Source organism: Nocardiopsis alba, from assembly GCF_000710955.1.
Lineage (GTDB): Bacteria > Actinomycetota > Actinomycetes > Streptosporangiales > Streptosporangiaceae > Nocardiopsis > Nocardiopsis alba.
In genome coordinates, this window is the sequence record NZ_BAZE01000010.1 from 58668 (window position 1) to 76515 (window position 17848).

Annotated in this window: 11 protein-coding genes; 3 read left to right on the plus strand and 8 right to left on the minus strand. The window is 70.3% G+C overall.

From position 1 onward, the window contains the following. Positions 1-2 precede the first annotated feature (2 nt). The 7 genes from TR33_RS18075 to TR33_RS18110 form a co-directional block, all read right to left on the minus strand. A complete protein-coding gene (locus TR33_RS18075) occupies positions 3-2033 on the minus strand; it encodes a WD40 repeat domain-containing serine/threonine protein kinase (protein ID WP_042284343.1) in 2031 nt (676 codons plus the stop codon). 455 nt (positions 2034-2488) lie between these two features. After that, entirely contained in the window at positions 2489-4525 is a 2037-nt protein-coding gene (locus TR33_RS18085; RefSeq protein WP_042284349.1) for a protein kinase, read from the minus strand. A gap of 46 nt (positions 4526-4571) precedes the next feature. Then, positions 4572-6623, minus strand: a complete 2052-nt coding sequence (locus TR33_RS18090; RefSeq protein ID WP_042284351.1) for a serine/threonine-protein kinase — start codon at positions 6621-6623, stop codon at positions 4572-4574. 16 nt (positions 6624-6639) lie between these two features. Next, the gene (locus TR33_RS18095; RefSeq protein ID WP_042284354.1) at positions 6640-8739 is read right to left on the minus strand and encodes a serine/threonine-protein kinase; all 2100 of its coding nucleotides are present in this window, start codon (positions 8737-8739) and stop codon (positions 6640-6642) included. Between the two features lie 194 nt (positions 8740-8933). Further along, positions 8934-11003: a protein kinase domain-containing protein gene (locus TR33_RS18100; RefSeq protein ID WP_234305884.1), complete on the minus strand. Its 2070-nt coding sequence runs from the start codon at positions 11001-11003 to the stop codon at positions 8934-8936. Between the two features lie 151 nt (positions 11004-11154). After that, positions 11155-12345, minus strand: coding sequence for an N-methyl-L-tryptophan oxidase (solA, locus tag TR33_RS18105; RefSeq protein WP_042284358.1), 1191 nt, complete (start codon positions 12343-12345; stop codon positions 11155-11157). Positions 12346-12419: 74 nt separating this feature from the next. After that, complete coding sequence (locus TR33_RS18110) at positions 12420-12791, minus strand: hypothetical protein (protein ID WP_014910506.1); 372 nt, start codon at positions 12789-12791, stop codon at positions 12420-12422. 584 nt (positions 12792-13375) lie between these two features. Here TR33_RS18110 and TR33_RS18115 point away from each other — a divergent pair. Together TR33_RS18115 and vapB are read left to right on the plus strand one after the other, a co-directional pair. Beyond that, entirely contained in the window at positions 13376-14668 is a 1293-nt protein-coding gene (locus TR33_RS18115; RefSeq protein ID WP_042284360.1) for an MFS transporter, read from the plus strand. A 99-nt stretch (positions 14669-14767) separates the two neighbouring features. Then, positions 14768-14989 (plus strand): type II toxin-antitoxin system VapB family antitoxin, encoded by a 222-nt coding sequence (gene vapB, locus TR33_RS18120; protein WP_042284504.1) that lies wholly within the window; start codon positions 14768-14770, stop codon positions 14987-14989. A gap of 105 nt (positions 14990-15094) precedes the next feature. Here vapB and TR33_RS25745 read toward each other — a convergent pair whose 3' ends face one another. Continuing rightward, entirely contained in the window at positions 15095-15907 is an 813-nt protein-coding gene (locus TR33_RS25745) for a VanZ family protein (protein WP_052358194.1), read from the minus strand. Between the two features lie 388 nt (positions 15908-16295). Between TR33_RS25745 and TR33_RS18130 the strand changes: the two genes are divergently transcribed. Next, positions 16296-17795, plus strand: a complete 1500-nt coding sequence (locus TR33_RS18130) for a DUF4190 domain-containing protein (protein ID WP_042284361.1) — start codon at positions 16296-16298, stop codon at positions 17793-17795. Positions 17796-17848 lie beyond the last annotated feature (53 nt).

Here is a 17848-nt window from a genome sequence, read left to right on the forward strand (position 1 = left end):
CGTCAGCCGATCTCGGAGACCAACTCGAAGGTCTCGGCATCCAGAACGAGGAGGGTCTGGTCCTCCACGGTGACCAAGAGCTCTCCGTCCGGATGGGGTGTGACCTTCTCCAAGAGCAGAGTGTGTCCGGAGGTCAGTTCCTCCCCGGACGCCACGTCCCAGGCTCGCCCACCGGATTCGTCACCGGTCGCTCGAGAGGCCCCGGAGGAGTACAGGATGGTCCCGTCGGGTGAGAAGACCAGGCCGCCGGTGTGAAGGGGAAGCGGGATCTCGTGGAGGTTCTCCCCCTTCTCCAAGTCGTACACGAGGACATGGTCGTCCATATGGATCGACATGATGTCTCCGGTGGGGGAGATCGCCGAGGGGTAGAACTGAAAGTCGTACTCGCTGTCCGGTGCGCTCCCCGGGCCGCTGACGACCTCTTCGAAGGTCTCGACGTCATGTACGAAGACCCGGGGATAGATGTCACGGTAGGTCAGGAGGAGAAGTTCCCCGGTCTGGTCGAACCTCATGTCGAGCAGTGGTTCCTCCAGTTCCGTGGAGAACACGACGGTGTCCTCCCGCCAGTCCCATAGGTAGAGGCGGGAATCCCTCTCCTGAGTGACCACGGTCAGAGCGACGAGGGACGCGTCCGGGCTGATCGAGACGGTGTCATGGAAGAGGATGTCCTCGCTGGGCTCTTCTGCGAGCTTGAACTGGGCGAGGGTCTCGAAGTCGGGATCACGCACCAGTACGGTCGGTTGATGAGCGGTGACGACGGTTCCGTCGTCCGCGATGTCCAAGGAACCCGGGTAGGTGGAGTAACGTTCCAGCATCTCCCCGCTTTCCCAGGCCCAACGGGTCAGTTCGGTAGCGGTGTGAACGTACAGTTCGTCCCCGTCCGGGGTGAAGAACAGGCCGTAGACCGAACCGTTGATCCCGGGGGCGTCCTCTTCCTCCACGGAGTCCTCCGGTGATCCTTCCTGTCCGGTGGCGATCTCCTCGGTCGTTTCGTCTCCCTTCCAAGGAGAGACGACGGCCAAAGCCACCCCTGCTCCGAGGATGAGCGCGGCCGTACCGGCCCCCGCCGCGATGAGACCGGCGCGCCGCCTCTTCGGTCTCGGGACATCGGAGCCGGAGGCTCCCCGAGAGGTGGCCCCTCCAGAGTGGACGGCCTGCCGAGCCTCCTGCTGCCGTACGTCGATCGAGCGATTGATTTCGATGGGAAGCCAACCATGTTCGGCGGCGGGCAGCGGAAATGAGGAGAGTTCGCTGAGGATCTCGTCGGAAGAGGGGCGTTCGGTGGGGTTCTTGGCGAGGCAGCGGGTGAGGAGGGGGCGCAGGTTTTCCGGCACTCCATCCAGATCCGGGTCCCGGCTCACCAGTCGAGACAGGACCTCGGCCGCCGGACCCTTCCCGAAGGGAGCCCGACCGGTGGCGGCGTGGACCACCACCCCGGCGAGGGAGAAGACATCGCTTGTTCGGCCGACCTCCTGCCCCAGTACCTGTTCGGGGGATGTGTACGAAGGGGTGCCGAAGGACTGGCCGGTCTTGGTGAGGACGGTGCCCTCGACGGCGCGGGCGATGCCGAAGTCGATGACCTGGGGCCCACGCGGTGAGAGCAGGACGTTGCTCGGTTTGAGGTCACGGTGCACCAGCCCGGCGGCGTGGATCGACTGAAGGGCACGGGCCAGACCGAGGGTGAGTACCAGGAGGGACGGCTCCGGGAAGGTGCCGTTCTCGCGCACGGCCTCCTTGAGGGTGGGTCCGGGAACGTACTCGGTGGCCATCCAGGGGGCCGGCGCGTCGGGGTCGGCGTCCACGACCGCCGGGGTGAAGGGGCCCGTGACCATACGGGCGGTTCGCACCTCGCGGGCGAACCGGGCGCGGAACTCACGGTCCTGGGCCAACTCGGCTCTGGTCACCTTGACGGCGGCCAGACGGTCGGCCGGGGTCCGGGCCAGATAGACCTCGCCCATGCCTCCCGCCCCCAGTCGAGCGAGGAGACGATGCGGTCCGATACGGACGGGGTCCGAGGGGGCCAGGGGATGCACGGTGGATCGTTCCTTGTGGTCGTCGTGGTGTCGTCGCGCCGAGGCGGTGGCCCCGTTTCACCGGTGCCGGTCGGCCGACCCGGTGGGGGAGGGGTGGTGGGGCCGTGTCCTCGTGGCCGGTATCGGCCACGGAAGCCGGGGTGCGTCCGGCCGGAGGCCGGGAGCCGCCGGGGACGGAGGCGGGACCTCGAGAGGGGGCGCGGGCCTGTTCGGTGCGGACGACCTTGACGGCGGCGGTGCGTCCGTCCCGGTCCAGGCCCAGGTGGACGCGTTTTCCGCCGCCGGTTTCGAGGGGGCGACGATCCGGTGGGGGTCATCGGCGGAGGGCTGACGCATGAGGGCTCTCGTGACGATGCGGTACGGCGTTCCGGGCGAAGTCTACTGGTGCGTTCTATAACGGGGCGTACGCCGTCCCTCGCCCGCCCTTCCCAGGTCGGGAGGGGCGGGCGGCGGGTTCAGTGGAGGGTGTCGATCGGTTCGAAGGTCTCCGGGTCGAGCAGGACGAGACGGGAGTCCGCGGCGGTCGTGGCGGCGATGACCTCACCGTCGGGGTGGAGGGCGAGCCCGGAGTAGCGGACGGGGTCCTCCGCCTCGGCCCACAGGTCCTCGCCCGTCTCGATGTCCCACGCGTAGGGGTGGTGGTTCCAGGCCGCGTCACCGACGGAGACCATCCAGTTGGCGTGGAGGACGTTCCGCTCGGGGTCGATGACCAGGTCGAGGAGGAGGGGGGAGTCGTCGGTCTCGAACTCCTCGCGGGTGAAGGAGGCGATCTCGCCGCCGTCGGAGGTGTCGACGAGGACGATCCGATCGTCGTCGAGGTAGGCGAGGCGGGAACCGGCGACGTCCACCGCCAGCGAGGTGGACGTGGACCCTCGGAACTCGCGGACCTTCTCGCCGGTGTCGGCGTTCCAGATGACGATCTCGTCGCCGGTGCTGGTGGCGAAGTGGTCGTCGTCCACGAAGGTGGTCGTGTACTGGAGCCTGGAGAGCATCGGCTCTCCGGCCTCGCCGGTCTCGGTGTCGACGACGTGGGTGTTCGCCTCGGCCCCGAGCCGGGAGTCCAGGGTGACGGCCAGGCGCCGGCCGTCCGGAGAGAAGCCGAAGGCCTGCACGTTCAGCGGCTTGCTCATCCAACGTCCCTGTTCGTCCGGGCCGTCCTGGGGGCCCAGGAGTTCGGTGTCGGTCCCGGCGGCCAGGTCGTATCCGTGGGCGAGGGTGATGCTGTCGTCGCGTCCTTCGGGCTCCACGAGTTCGGGGACCACCACGGTGCAGCCGAAGGGGGAGAACACCGGGGTGCTCCGGGAACCGACGCTCACGGAGTCGGTGGGGCGGGCGATCTCCTCGCCCTCGCGCCAGTCCCAGATCGAGAGCCCCTCGGTCGAGGTCGTGGCCAGTACGTCCCCGTCGGCGGAGAACACCGGGTTCGAGAGGGAGACGTCCGAGGGCAGGGGGGTCTCCGGGGCGGGGTGGGCCGAGGAGTCCGGACAGTCCGCGTCGGTGACCAGGGCGGTGCCTTCGGGCTCCGGGTCGTTCGTCTCGGAGTGGCCGCCGAGCCGGTCGTAGGCGATCACCGCGCCCACCGAACCGAGCACGACCAGGGTCAGCGCGCCGGCGCCGAGGGCGAGAAGACGACCACGTCCGGGCCTCTTCCCCTCGCCCGCGTCCGTCGTGTCGGAAGGGTCGGAAGGGGAGGCGAGCGCGTTCCGCTGGCGGTCGGCCACGGCGTCGATCACGGAGCGGAGCCGAGGAGGCCAGGCGGGCGGTTCGGCGGGGCCGCCCAACATCCGCACCAGGTCGACGGCGCTGGGGCGTAGTCGCGGATCGAGTTTGAGGCAGGTGTCGACGAGTCCTCGGAGTTGGAGCGGGACGTGGGCCAGGCCCGCGGGGCCCTCCACCCCGCCGGCGGCGTAGCAGAGGGTGGCGGCCCACGAGAACACGTCCGTCGCGGGGGAGGCTCCCCCTTCGGGTGCCGCGAACGCCGGATGCGGCGCGCGTCGTCCGGCGTCGGAGGTCGCCCATTCCAGGCCGGGGTCGGCCAGGAGCGCCGATCGGGAGGCCATCAGTACACCGTCCGGCCAGAGCGAACCGTGGACCAGGCCGGCCGCGTGCAGGTCGGCCAGGCCTTGGGCGAGCGCCTGGGCCAGCGGGGGGAGGGCGTCCGCCGGAAGCGGACCGTGGTCGCGGACCAGGTCGGTCAGGGAGGGGCCGAGGGGGCGGGAGACGGCGGCCCAGGGGACCGCGCCTCGGACGTCGGTCTCCCGGATCGAGCACACGTGGCGTCCCGGAAGGCCGCGGGCCGCCTCCACCTGGCGGGAGAAGGCCGAGCGGAACCCGGGGTCGGTGGCGTACTCGGGACGGACGATCTTCACCGCCACCGGGTCGCGGCCGTCGGCCGTCCCCAGGTACACGCGGGCGTAGGCGTCCTCGCCCAGGCGGGCGCGCAGACGGTAGGGACCGACGGAGGGCGGATCGTGCGGGTGGAGAGGGAACATGGGCCTTACCGGGTGACGAGGTGCGTGTGGACGTCGACGGGCGCGCTCATAGCCGGTCCAGGATCCGCAGTTCGGTGGCGTCCACGACCCACATGCCGTTGCCGTTGCCCGGGACGCCGATGAGGACCTCGCCCTCGGGATGCACGCTGATCTCGTGCATGTAGCCCTCGTTCGCCTCGGCGGTCAGGTCCTCTCCGGTGGAGTACTCCCACACCTTCATGTACGCCTTGGAGAAGTCGTAGTCCCCCGGGACGTAGGTGACGTAGACCCGGTCGGCCTCGAGGCTGTACTCGACGTCGTGCACCCTGAAGTCCTCCTCCATGTCCTCGTCGACGAACCGGGTGACGTCGGAGGTGTCGGTGAAGTTCTGCCGTCGGGCCCCCGTCGCCTCCGGTCGGAGGAGGTTCCGGTCGTCCACGAAGTACACGGCCTCGGGGTTGAGGGCGGGGCTGTCGGTGCCCTCGGCGATGATCTCCCCGCTCTCCACGTTCCACAGGTAGAGCCGTTCGAGCCAGTCCTGGGCGACGACGTGGGAGCCGTCCGCGCTGACGGCGAGGGCTCTCACGCTCGTCGGCCCGTCGGCGAGGGTGGTGCCCAGTTCTCCGGTCTCCAGGTCGTACAGCAGAACGGTGGAGTCGGACGAGGCGTCGCCCGACCCGACGACCAGCCGGCCGCCGTCCCGGGTGAAGGCGATCGATCCGATGTCGAACCCCTCCGCGTAGACGGTGTGCTCCCCGCTCTCCAGGTGGTAGACGTGCGCGCCGTCGTCGGAGGCGTAGGCCAGGAGGCAGTCGTTCGGGCTGAACGTGGGGTGGCCGTACCGTGCCGGGATCTCCGTCTCGATCCGCGCGACCTCCGTCTGTTCCCGCCAGTCCCATAGGGCCAGGCCCCCGGTGCCGGCCACCGCGAGGACCTCGCCGTCGGAGGAGAAGTTCGTGTAGAACATGCCCTCGTCCGTGTTGGGCGGGGTGAGTTCGTCCTCGGCGGCCTCGGCGAACTCGGGCGCCAGGTGTTCCTTCGGAGAGCAGACCTCGCGTTGGGCGACCCCCGGGTCCTCCTCGGGATCGCCGGGGAGGCCACCGATCAGGCCGGCCTGGCCCGCGGTCCACGTTCCCAGGCCGGCGACCATGGTCAGGGCGAGGGCCGCCGCCCCCGCGATGAGGAGTCGGCCGCCCAGGCGTCCCCGGCCTCCGGCCCTCGAACCCGTCGCCACGGCGTCGCGGTACTCGTCGGCGATCCCGGCGATGCGTTCGGCGGCCGCGGGAGGCAACCAGGAGGAGGCGATCGGGGCCGGTGACACGGGGCCTCCGAGGTCCCGCACCACCTGCGCGGCGGTGGGCCGGGACGCCGGGTCCTTGGCCAGGCAGGCCGAGACGATCCCGCGCAGCGACTCCGGGACGTCCTCGAGGTCGGGTTCGAGGTGGGCGATCCGGTACAGGACGGTGGAGGGGTGCCCGTCGCCGAACGGCCCCCGCCCGGTGAGGGCGTGGATCAGGACGCCGCCGAGCGCGAAGACGTCGGCGGGCGGCCCTGGAGCCTTCCCGCCCACGGCCTCGGGGGACATGAAGCCGGGGGTGCCGACGAACCGGTCCTCTCCGCCGTCCTGGGCGTCGCCCAGGGTGTGGGCGATCCCGAAGTCGATCACCTGGGGTCCCTCGCCGGCGACCATGACGTTCCCGGGCTTGAGGTCACGGTGGACCAGCCCGGACGCGTGGACGCGTTCGAGCGCCTGGGCGATGGCCCGACCCATGAAGCGCACGGTCTCCTCGGGGAGGGGGCCGGTGTCCTGCACCAACTCTTGGAGGGAGGGCCCCATCACGTACTCGGTGGCCAGCCAGGGGGTCCGGCCCGAGGTGTCGGCGGCCAGGACACGGGGGGTGAAGAGCCCGTGGACCCGCCGGACGAGGTCGAGCTCTCGGGCGAACCGTTCGCGAAAACCGGGGTCGTAGGCGTATTCGGCGCGGACCATTTTGACCGCGGCCGGGGTGCCGTCGGGGCCCAGCCCGAGGTGGACGCGGCCCATGCCGCCCGACCCCAGCAGGGCGACGACACGGTAGGGGCCGATCTCTCGGGGATCGTTCGGCGCGGATGGACGCATGACTGCCTTCCGGGGATCAGGAGATCTCGGCGACGATCTCGAAATCGCCGTTCAGGATCTGGACGCTCGTGACTCCACCGTCGGTGGAAGTGGTGGCGAGGTACTCCCCGCCGGGGTCGACCCCGATGACGGAGTCGAACTCCAGGCCCTCGGAGGGCAGGGGTTCTCCGGTGGCGGTGTCCCACATGTAGCCCTCGGAGGTGCCGAAGAGGGACGAGGCGCCGTAGGCGACCGAGCCGTCGGGGGAGAGCGCGACGTACCCGAGCTCCCCCACCGCCTCTTCGGGGACGTCCAGGTCCTGGACGTCCCCGCCGGCGAGGTCGACCACGAAGGCCTTCTCGTCGTCGGCGGCCACCACGAGCGTCTCGCCGTCGCCCGACACCCTGGCGTCGTAGGTCTCGGCGTCGTCGAAGCGGTGGAGTTCCTCCCCGGTCTCGGGGTCCCAGACGACCGTGGCGATGGACTCGGAGTAGTCGCGTACGGCGAGGACGCCCACCAGGACCGAATCGTCCAGCGCGTACTCCAGGTGGGTCAACATGCCCTCCACCTCGAAGTCGGAGGTCACCTCGCCCTTCTCCACGTCCCAGATCTGGATGAAGGGGTCGCCTTCGACGGTCCCGTCCTGGCTGGCCAGGGCGGCCAGCGTGGAACCGTCCCTCGTGATCGCCGGCATGTCGAACATGCCGAACTCCTCGGTCCGCCCCAGTACGGCGATCCGGTCGTCCACACCGCCGTCCCAGACACGGATGTACTGCTCGACGGTGGACGCCACGTAGCCGGTGGAGGTGAATCGGGCGCCGGTCGCCGGTGGGTAATCCTCGATCAGCTCTCCGGTGCGCCAGTCCCAGGTGGACAGGGTGCCCGAGCCGAAGACGTGGACGAGGTCCCCGTCCTCGGAGAAGTCGATGGTGTAGACGAAGCCGGCGAAGTGGTCGGAGGCCGGACGTTCCTCGTCGTCGGCCCCCTCACCCGGCGGCTCGGCGTCCGAACCGTCGGAGTCGGTGTCCTCTCCGCCCCCTCCCGCCGTGGGCGGGGGGTCTTCGGCCCGGTCCGGAAGGACGGTCCAGGCGAGGGCGCCCCCGCCGAGCAGGATCAGGGCGCAGACGGCGGCGGCCGCGACCACCACCGATCTGCGGCGCCACCACGACTCCGGGCCCTGCCGGGCCTGTTCCGCCATGGGGACGGTGGTCGATCCGCCGCCCATGGGGACGGTGGTGTGCTCGTTCGCGCCGGCCCGCTCCGTCTCCACGGCCTTGGCGTCGATCTGTCGGTCGACCCGGGTGGGCAGCCATCCGTGCTCGGCCGAGGGCAGTGGCGTTCCGGACAGTTCGTGGAGGATCTCGTCCGCGTCGGGACGTCGAGCGGGGTCCTTCTCCAGGCAACGCGCGAGCAACGGTCGCAATGGTCCCTCGGGGAGCGCACCGAGGTTCGGTTCCCCGTTCATGACCTTGTTCAGCACGCTGATCGACGTGCCCTCGCCGAAGGGCGGGAGCCCGCTCGCCGCGAAGAGCACCGCGCCGGCCATCGAGAACACGTCCGCTTTCGGGGTCACGTTCTCGCCGACGATCTGTTCGGGCGAGGTGTAGGAGGGGGTGCCGAAGGTCTGGCCGGTCCTGGTGAGCACGGTGCCCTCGACGGCGCGGGCGATACCGAAGTCGATGACCTGGGGCCCGCGTGGCGAGAGGAGGATGTTGCCGGGTTTGAGGTCGCGGTGCATCAGCCCGGCGGCGTGGATCGTCGACAGGGCGCGGGCCAGCCCCAGGGTGAGCACCAGCAGGGATTCGGCGGGGAAGGGGCCGTTCTCCCGCACGGCCTCCTTGAGGGTGGGGCCGGGGACGTACTCGGTGGCCATCCAGGGGGCCGGCGCGTCGGGGTCGGCGTCCACGACCGCCGGGGTGAAGGGGCCGCGCACCCGTTGCGCGGTGCGCACCTCGCGGGCGAACCGGGCCCGGAACTGGGCGTCGTGGGCGAGCTCCTCCTTGACCACCTTCATGGCGCACAGGTGGCCGTCGGGGGTTCTCGCGAGATAGACCCTGCCCATGCCTCCGGCGCCGAGGCGGGCGAGAAGTCGGTGGGGTCCGATGGAGGAGGGGTCGTCGACGGCGAGGGGTTGCACGGCTGCGGGTCCTTACTGCGTGCGGGACCTGGTGTTCCGGCTGGTCCAGGGGCGTACGAGGGAGGAGGTACCCCGTCAATGTAGCCGGTCGAGGACAAAGCCCCCAGGGAGATGACCTCTTCCGGACGGCGCTCGCACCCCTCCGGGGAAGGTGGACCGCCCGCGGTGACGGGACCGGGCCGGGTGGAGAGGGGTCAGGGGTCGCCGACCCGACCCAGGGCGACCGTTTCCAGGAAGACCACCTCGTCGACCTTCGGATGCCCCGAGGCGATCACACGCCCCTTCGGCCCCACCGCGAGGATCGGGAAGAGGGTGGTGGCCCCGACGGTGAGGAGCTCACCGGTCGCGCTGTCCCACGCCGAACCCCCGGTGAGGCCATGCGGCCCCTCGACGGGTGCCTGCCCGCCGATCAGGGTCGCTCCGTCCGGGGTGAACAGCAGGGATCGGGCCCTGGAGCCGGGCGGGGTGTCCGAGGGGCGCTCCAAGGTCATGGTCGAGGTCAGGGCGGCCAGGTCGTACAGGGCCAGGTCGGCGTCCTCGCCGTACTCGACGGCCGCGAAGTCCCGGTCGGGCGCCGTGGCGAAGGCCGTGACCCGTGAACGTCGGGCGTCGTCGCCAGAGTCGGCCTCGATCACGCCGTGCGGTGACAGATCGGGGGTGTTCCACACCGACAGCACGGAGCCGCCGGAGGCGTCGGAGACGAGCGCGACCAGCCGGGTGCCGTCGTGGTTGAAGGACGGCGCCTCGGGGATGCCGTCGACGACCGTCTCCGCGAGAAGCCCTCCGCCCGTCAGGTCCCACAGGAGGAGAAGGTGCTCCCCCGCACCGGCCGGATCGGTGTTGGAGAGGGTGGCGGCCATGGTGCCGTCCGGGCTCAACGCCAGGGAACGCAGCATGCCCCGATCCGGCTCCTCCTCGACCAGGACCTCGGGGGCGCCTCCGCTCGCGGGCCACAGCTCCACCCGGTCGAAGGAGGACAGACCCACCAACGCTCCGTCGGAGCGCACCGCGAACTCCCGGGGAGCGGGTTCGTGGACGGACAAGGGGGATCCGGCCCCCCGTTTCCACAGTTCGAGCGAGGCCCGGGTGTGCACCCACAGTCCGCCTTGGGGCGTGAAGGCCAGTCCGACGAGTGGATCGTCGAGGGCGAGCGGAGCGAAGCCCGCCGCGGCTCCACCGCCCCCTTCGGCGCTGGGCCGTAGGACGAACAGCACCAGACAGAGCACGGCGACCAGCGCCATCGCGCACATCGAGATCGGGGCCGTCGGGAACCGCCGCCTCGGTTCCCGGGAGATGGGGCGGACCGGAGCACCGGAGTGGGTGGGCGCGGGGGATCCCTCCTCCCGGAGGTCCACAGGGTCGACCGGAGGGGGCGCCGACGTGGGCGGAGGCTCCTCCTCGGGGGCCAACCGGACGAGCGGGTTCAGGTGGGGAGCCCGGTAGGGGGGATCCCCTGTCAGCGTCGAACGCAGGTCGACTACGGTGCGATCGATCTGCTCGGTGAACGCCTCGGGCAGTCGACCGTCTCCGGGAACGGCCGACACCCGCAGACGCAGCAACAGACTTCCCGCGCTCGGTCGGTCGGCGGGGTCCTCGGACAGACAGGACGCGAGCATCTCCCGCAGCGGAACGGGCAGGACCTCGCCCAGGCGCGAGCGGACCCGTGCGGCCCGTAGCGGAGGCGGCGGAGCGAGGTCCGGGGCGGGGATGTCGGCCCCGGTCGCGGCGAAGACCACGACCTCGGCCAGACGGAACACGTCGTCGGGCAGTGGGGCCCGGGTCCCCGCACGTGATCCGGCGAGGCCGGGGCCGAGGATGCGGGAGAGGGGACCGGCCCCCTCGACGGCGTCCGCGATCCCGAAGTCGATCACCTGTGGGCCGTGCGGTGTCAGGAGCACGTGGTCCGGGCTCAGGTCCAGATGCGCGAGACCCACGTCGTGGGCCGTGCGCAGAGCCTCGGCCAGACCCAGCGTCAAGGGCGGCAGGGCGGAGGAGGGGAGCGCGCCGCACTCGGTGACCGCCTGGGCGAGCGAAGGGCCGGGAAGGTATTCGGTGGCCATCCACGGGATCGACGCGTAGGGGTCGGCGTCCAGGAGCGCGGGGGTGTGAGGGCCGCGGATACGCCGGGAGGCGTGGATCGCGCGGACGAAGCGTCGACGGAAACGGGGATCACGCGCGAGTTCCTCGTCGACCGGCTTCACGGTGGCGGGGTGGCCGTCGGGTGAGGTGCCGAGAAAGACCGTTCCCATACGATTCGTGCGCACTCGCGCACGGAGAGTATAGGGTCCGATGAAGAGAGGGTCCCTGGGCGAGAGAGGTTGCACGATACCGACCTGGGGGTGGGTGGCGCCCCTGGTACGGGGCCGGTCACGACGGGGCGAGGGAGGTCGCCGACGAGAGGCGTCGGGGTGGGGGTCACCCGTCCCAACGATGTGGGTCGAACATACCGATCGGCAGGTCCGTGCGTCCCTCTCCCGCCAGATCGGCCAACGCCTCGCCCACGGCGGAGGCGAACTTGAAGCCGTGGCCGGAGAAGCCTCCGGCCAGGACCAGACCGGGCAGTTCGTCGTGACGGCCGATGAGGAAGTGCTCGTCGGAGGTCATCGTGTACATGCAGGAGACCGTTCGTTCCGGTGTCGGGGCCACCCCGCGCAGCCCGGCGACGAGTGCGCCGAGACGACGGGCATCGGCCGCGTCCGGGGGACGGGGGCCGACGTCGGGGTCGACGGGTTCGCCCCACTGGCTTCCGGGGCGGCGGCCTTCGGGTGCCCGGGTCTCGGGGCCCTCGGCGTGGATCCCGATCTTGAGGGTACGCCCCCCGTCCATGCTGGGGAAGCCGTACCAGAGAGTGCCGTCGGCCTCGTCACGTGCGAAGACGGGTTCGAGCGAGGCGGAGAGCGGGTCGGTGATCGGGAACCAGCCCAGTACACGGCGCTCCACCCGGATACCACCGCCCAGGTCGGCCAGGCCGGGGAGCAGCCGGGTCAGCCAGGCCCCGACGGTGACGATCACGCGTCGAGCACGGATCTCGATATCGCCGATCCATACGCGAGGTCGGTCGGGGTCGGGTTCGATCCGGGTGACGGTCCGTCCGGTGAGGACGCGGGCTCCGGCACGACGGGCCTCGTTCACGGCGGCCAGGACGGCCCGTTCGGGCAGGACGACGCCTGCGGCCTCCTCGAACACCCCCTCCTCGTCGTGACGGACACGGTGTCGAGGGTGACGTTCGGCCAGGTCGGCAGGGGAGAGACGCGCATAGGAGAGTCCGTGCCGTTCCGCGGCGGTGACGGATCCGGCGATCGCGGGGCTCTCGGGGCGGCCGAGCATCAGGGCGCCCGTGCGTACGACGAGTTCGGTGCCGGCGGCCTCTTGGAGCTCGTCCCAGGCACGCCAGGCGGCGCGGACGAGGGGAACGTACTCGGAGCCTTCGAGATAGGCGGTCCGGATGATGCGGGACTCGCCGTGGGAGGACCCCCGGTCGTGGCCGGGGGAGAAGCGTTCGACGCCGATCGCGTCGACACCGTTACGGGCCAGGCGCCACAGGGCCTGGGAGCCCATCGCGCCCAGGCCGACGACGACGGTGTCGGTGTCCAGGCGGGGACTCACGCGATGACCCGGGCCTCGGCCGTCTCACGCGCGTGGAGCGGTGTGCGCGTGTGCCGGCCCGGGAGTGACACGTCCTAGGCGGCGACCGGCTGGCGGTGCGTGTAGTAGTGCGCGGGCTCGGGGATCCGAGCGAAGGGGTTGAGCAGGGCGGCGGCCCCGGCGGGGTCGCTCGCGGGATGCGAGACGGTGCCGCCCTGGAGCAGGTCGTTCCAGAAGAAGCGGCCGTCGCGGCACCAGACGTTGACGTCGCGCATGACGGAGGCGACGGCCATCTCCGAGGTACCGGACCAGTACAGGGGACGGGTGGCCACGGAGGCGAGCTCCTTCAGCAGCGCCGTGATGGCGCGCTGGGCGCAGAAGGCGTGGCGGGGCTTGTGCTTGACCCGTCTGGCGAGTGCCGACTTCGCCCGGGAGGCCCGGGGGTTGTTCAGGCGCCAGTGACTCAAGGTCGTCTCCAGTAAGTGTCGGGTACCGCGGGGTGTGCTGACCGTGTGCGCTTGTTGCGGCCACGACGCCGCGGTGTGAGAGGGGTGTGACGCCTTACGGAGCCGACGGGCCCTTCTCAGCGAAGTTGGCGAGGTGTGAACCAAGTCGTTACCTCGTAGTTATCCTTCGCGTTCCGGATGCTAGCAGCAACCAACCCCATGTAGTCGAGGCTTCAAAGAGTGGTGCATCTCACATCTAACGGATGCGCATCGACCTGTTTGGAATGCGAATGTCCATGTCATATGGGGTTATTCGAACATACGTTCATGGTCTTGAAGTGGGATATCGGGCCCTTGGTCCCATGTCGGTTGTCGTCAGTCTCACCCGATTCGACGACTCTGGGGCTGTTTTCGATCACTCAGGGTGACTTATTGCCGCTTGTTGGGGATGGGGGCACCTGAGAACGGTCTTTACCAAGGACGGACCCGCCGCACAGGCGGACATTCCCGTTCGTTTCGCGTTCCTGGTCACCCCCGGTGCGGTGGGCCTTCACCCGCGTGGAGGACACTGGTGGGCGCTCCGAAAGCAAGAGAGAAGTGGCGAAGTGACCCAGACCGAGACATCCGGTGGCAGGACGACAGCAAACGGAGACTCTTCCGCCGAGCCCGTGGGCGGGTCGCGCGCCTGGTTGGTCTGGGGTGTCGCGGTGGGCGGCTACTTCCTCGCGATGCTGCACCGTAACGGTCTGGGGGTCGCGGCCCTGGAGGCCCAGAGCCGGTTCGACGTGGGCCCCGCCCTCCTTTCCCTGCTTCCGATGCTCCAGCTGCTGATCTACGTGCTGCTCCAGGTGCCGGCCGGACTGCTCGCCGACCGGCTCGGCCCGCGCTACACCCTGGTCATGGGCGCGATCGCGATGGCCCTCGGGTCGCTCCTCTTCGCCCTCGCCCCGGGGATCGAGGTGGCCGTCGCCGGGCGGTTCTTCATCGGGCTCGGTGACGCGCTCGTCTTCCTCAACGTGATCCGTCTGGCCGCCCTGTGGTTCCCCCGGTCGCGCTACGCGCTGGTCAGCGGGTTGACCGGTGTGGTCGGCGGCAGTGGGCAGGTGGCCAGTGCCGCACCGATGGCCTGGGCCCTCGACAACGTCGGTTGGGTCGCGGCCTTCCTCGCCACCGGTGGTCTCACCATGCTCATGGCGCTCCTGGTGCTTCTGGTCGTACGGGACCGTCCCGAGGGCTCGGCCGGTCGTTCCACCGTCGCCGAACCCATCTCCGTGTGGGAGGCGCTCAAGGAGGCGTTGAGGGCGGACGGCCCCCGGATCGGGATGGCGCACCACGCGGCCGTCATGGCTCCGTTCACGATGATGATGGTGCTGTGGGGCTACCCGTTCCTCGTGAACGGCCTGGGCCTGGCCGAGGGGACCGCCGCGCTCGGACTCACCGGACTCGCCGCCGGGGCCCTGTGGGTGGCGCCGGTCGCCGGCGCCCTGATCGGACGGCGGCCGGGAGTACGCGTCCACCTGGCCCTGATCTTGGGCGGATCGCTGAGCCTGGGGTGGCTGCTGTTGGTGGCGTGGCCGGGAGGGCCGCCGGTGGCACTGGGGATCACGGTGCTGGCGGTGAGCGCGCTGGGGCAGACCGTCGCGCCCACCATCTCCTTCGACTTCGCGCGCGACGGGATCCCGGCGAGCCGCACCGGGGTGGCCTCCGGTCTCGTCAACATGAGCGGCTTCAGCACCGCGGTCGTCTGCACCGTGGCGGCGGGCCTTCTCCTTCAGGCGTTGCCCGACGAGCCGACCTCCTACCAGTGGGCGTTCACCCCGATGGCGGTCGGCACGACCCTGGCCACGGTGGCGCTGGCGTTCTTCATCCGCGCGCGCTCCCGGAACCTCGCCCCCTGACGGACGGACGATCGAGAGGACCCCATCGGCGGTCGATCGGAGATCCGCACGACCACCGCCGGGCTTGAGATCGTTGAGCGTCACTTGGAGGTGGTCCTCATGGCCGACATCCTGATCCGCGATGTGCCGGACAGTGTTCTACGGGCGATCGACGCCGATGCCAAGAGACAGGGGTTGTCTCGGAGCGAGTATCTGAGGCGTTCTCTGGAGCGGACGGCCCGCTCTTTCGAGGCCTCGGTGACCGTCGGTGACCTCGAACTCTTCGCGGAGGCCTTCTCCGACCTTCAAGACCCGGATGTCATGAAACGAGCCTGGGAATGATCTGGAGGATCGCGCGGTGAAGGTTCGGTCCGATGCTCGCGGACAGAGGACGGCACACGCGCTCCGGGCGTCCTCGTTCTCGTCCCTCGCATCGACGGGGCGCGCTCACGCAGGCTCGGGGTGAGAGGGGGAGGGGCGACGTGGAGGGAGAAGGGAGACCACGCCGACGGCGACCAGCGCGAACAGGGTGCCGAGCAAGGAGCCCACTCCGTTGACCAGCAGGTCGCCTGTGTCCGCCAGTCGGCCGGTCGCCAGGGCCCACTGGCCCGTCTCGATGAGCAGGGAGAGAACGGGGCCGAAGAGCAGGCGGGCCGCCCAGGAGCCGAAGGCGAAGAACGCCGCGACCCCGATCGGTACGAACAACAGGGTGTTGAGGACACGCTCTTGCAGGGCGAGCCCGCCGCTGTGGCCCCAAAGGCCCTCCTGTTCCAGCCGCTCCGCATGGTCCGCCTGCTGTTCCAGTTCCTCCTCGACGAGCGCCACCGTCGGAGGCGACTCCATCCGGTCTCCGTTCACGTCGGTGACGGTCAGCTCTCCCGGCTCCCCGTGGACGAACAGCGCCTCGGTGCCGGGGGTGCCCCATGTGTCGCGCTCCCGTGGGGTGAGCTCCTTGTGGGAGTAGTGGACGGTGCTCCCGTCTTCGAGGGTCACTCCGAAGCTCGCGAGGGGGTCGGGGGCGTCGCCGATGTCCTGGAAGGAGAGGGTGGGGTCCCAGATCACCGAACGGCCCCCCTCGCCGGGCGACAGGTGGGCGGAGAGCGGGGCGATGAGGACCGCTATGTAGAGGGCGCCCGAGAGGAGGGTGAGGGCGCGTATCGGGGGTCGTGCGCGGGCGAGGAACAGCGCCACTGTGAACGACAGGAGGAGGGCCACCGTGACGGTGGTCGGGTTCACGAGGTAGAGAACGGTCCATAGCACCCCGAAAGGCTAGTGCCGAAGTGGGCGGTCTCCCAGGGGCCGAAGCCACTTCGAAGAGCGGATGTCCTCCCATCGGATTTCGGGATCTCCGTTGATTCGATGAGCCCTTTGGGAGGGCGTTTCGAAGGAACGGGTGCTTTATCTGCAATCCCCGATCGTTCGGCGGTGGTGTGCCAGGATCCACTGTGATGTAGGGCCTCCAACGAGGTGGGAGTGTGTGATGTTGTTCCTCTGGTATGGAAAATAAGAGGACTCGTTCGGATTGGGGAATCCGTTATCGAATTCTGTCTTGTTCTCTTTCGGTGCGTCGTTATAGTGGTGCTCTCTTCCGAAGCGCGGACGTGTGCGCCACCGTGACGCCTGCCATCGGACCCGAACGGGGGCACCTTTGTCAGACGTCGAGACGCTCGTTTCCCAGGTCCTTCCGTACATCCGGAGCGCGATCGACGCCTACGGGCGGGCGGTGCTCTCACAGACGGGGAAGGTCGCGGCCTCCGGCACCGTGGGCCTCGGGCAGCGGATACTGTCGGCCCTCCTGCGTCGTGGCGGGAAGGACTCGGAGGTCGGTGTCGCGGTCGAGAGGCTCGCCGCGGCGCCGAACGATCCCGCCGCGCTCGGAGACCTCCACGCCCGGATCGGGCGGGCCCTGCGCGAAGAACCGGGGCTGGCGGCGGAACTCTCCGCCATGGTGGAGACGCGGGTGTCCTGGTCGACGGTCTCGGGACACCACAACGTGGGTGTGGGCGGCGACCACCAGGGGCCGATCCACCTGGGTGACAACACCAGCAACGTGCACCACACGGTGCACAACACCGTCCACGAGAGAAAGATCAGTGGTCTTTCGATCGCGGCGCTGGTCCTCGGGCTGCTGGGCTTCCTCATCCTGCCCATCCCCGTCGCCGTCGTTCTCGGGATCATCGCCCTCGTCCAGGTGTTGAGGGCCCCGTCCTCAACACAGCTCGCGGAGACGGGCCGGGCGGGAGGGGCCCCTTCCGGCCCCGGCGGCCCCTCGATGTCGCCGGAGGCCCAAGGGTCGATGGCCGGCCCGCCGGTGTCCGCGGGCCCTTCCGGCCCCGGTGCCTTTCCGCCCTCCCCCACCCCCTCCGGCCCCGGCACGCCCTCCGATCCCGGCGCTCACACCGGCCCCTGGACCCCCTCCGCCGGAGGCCCCGGCGCTCCGGCGGACCCTGGAATCGGGGCGTTCCCGCCGCCGGTCCCCGAGCCGGCGGGCGCGGCGGCCTCGTTCACTCCGTCGGCGGCGCCCGCTGCCGCCTTCGCCCCGGCGGCCGGTGGGGGAGGGGCCGCGGCCGGAGGCGGTTTCGCGGCGGCCAAGGCGATCAGTGTGGTCTTCGCGGTGTTCGGGCTCCTGGCGGCCTGCCTGTGGGGCCTGGGCTGGACGGCCGCGGTCGTGGTCCTCGTCGAGGCGGAGACCGTCTCCCAGGCGTCGGGGGACACGGACACCGGGATGTCGGGCACGGAGGACCCCTTCGCCGGCGGGGAGGAGATCTCCCCGGCCGATCTCTGCGAGCCCTCTCCCGGGTACGCGACGGTCTGCACCCTGGAGTCGGGGGACTGCTTCCTCGAACCCGCGGGCACGGAGTTCTACGAGGTGGAGCTCACTTCGTGCGGCGAGGCGCACGACGCCCAGGTGATCGGCTCCTACTCCCCTTCGGGCGAGGTGTGGCCCGGGTGGGGGTCCTTCGACGCCGACATCGACGCGACCTGTGGCCCCATGAGCGAACAGGCCCTGGATCCGGCGCTCACGCCGTCCACGTACTACGTCGGCTACATCGCGCCGAACGAATCCGCCTGGGACTACGGGATCAGGGAGGCCTTCTGTTACGTGTCCGCCGACGGAGAGTCGTGGACCACGTCCCTCCTGTGGTGACCCCGGGCGGGCCCGGGAGACGCCGAGGGGCGGGACGGTCGTCGGACCGTCCC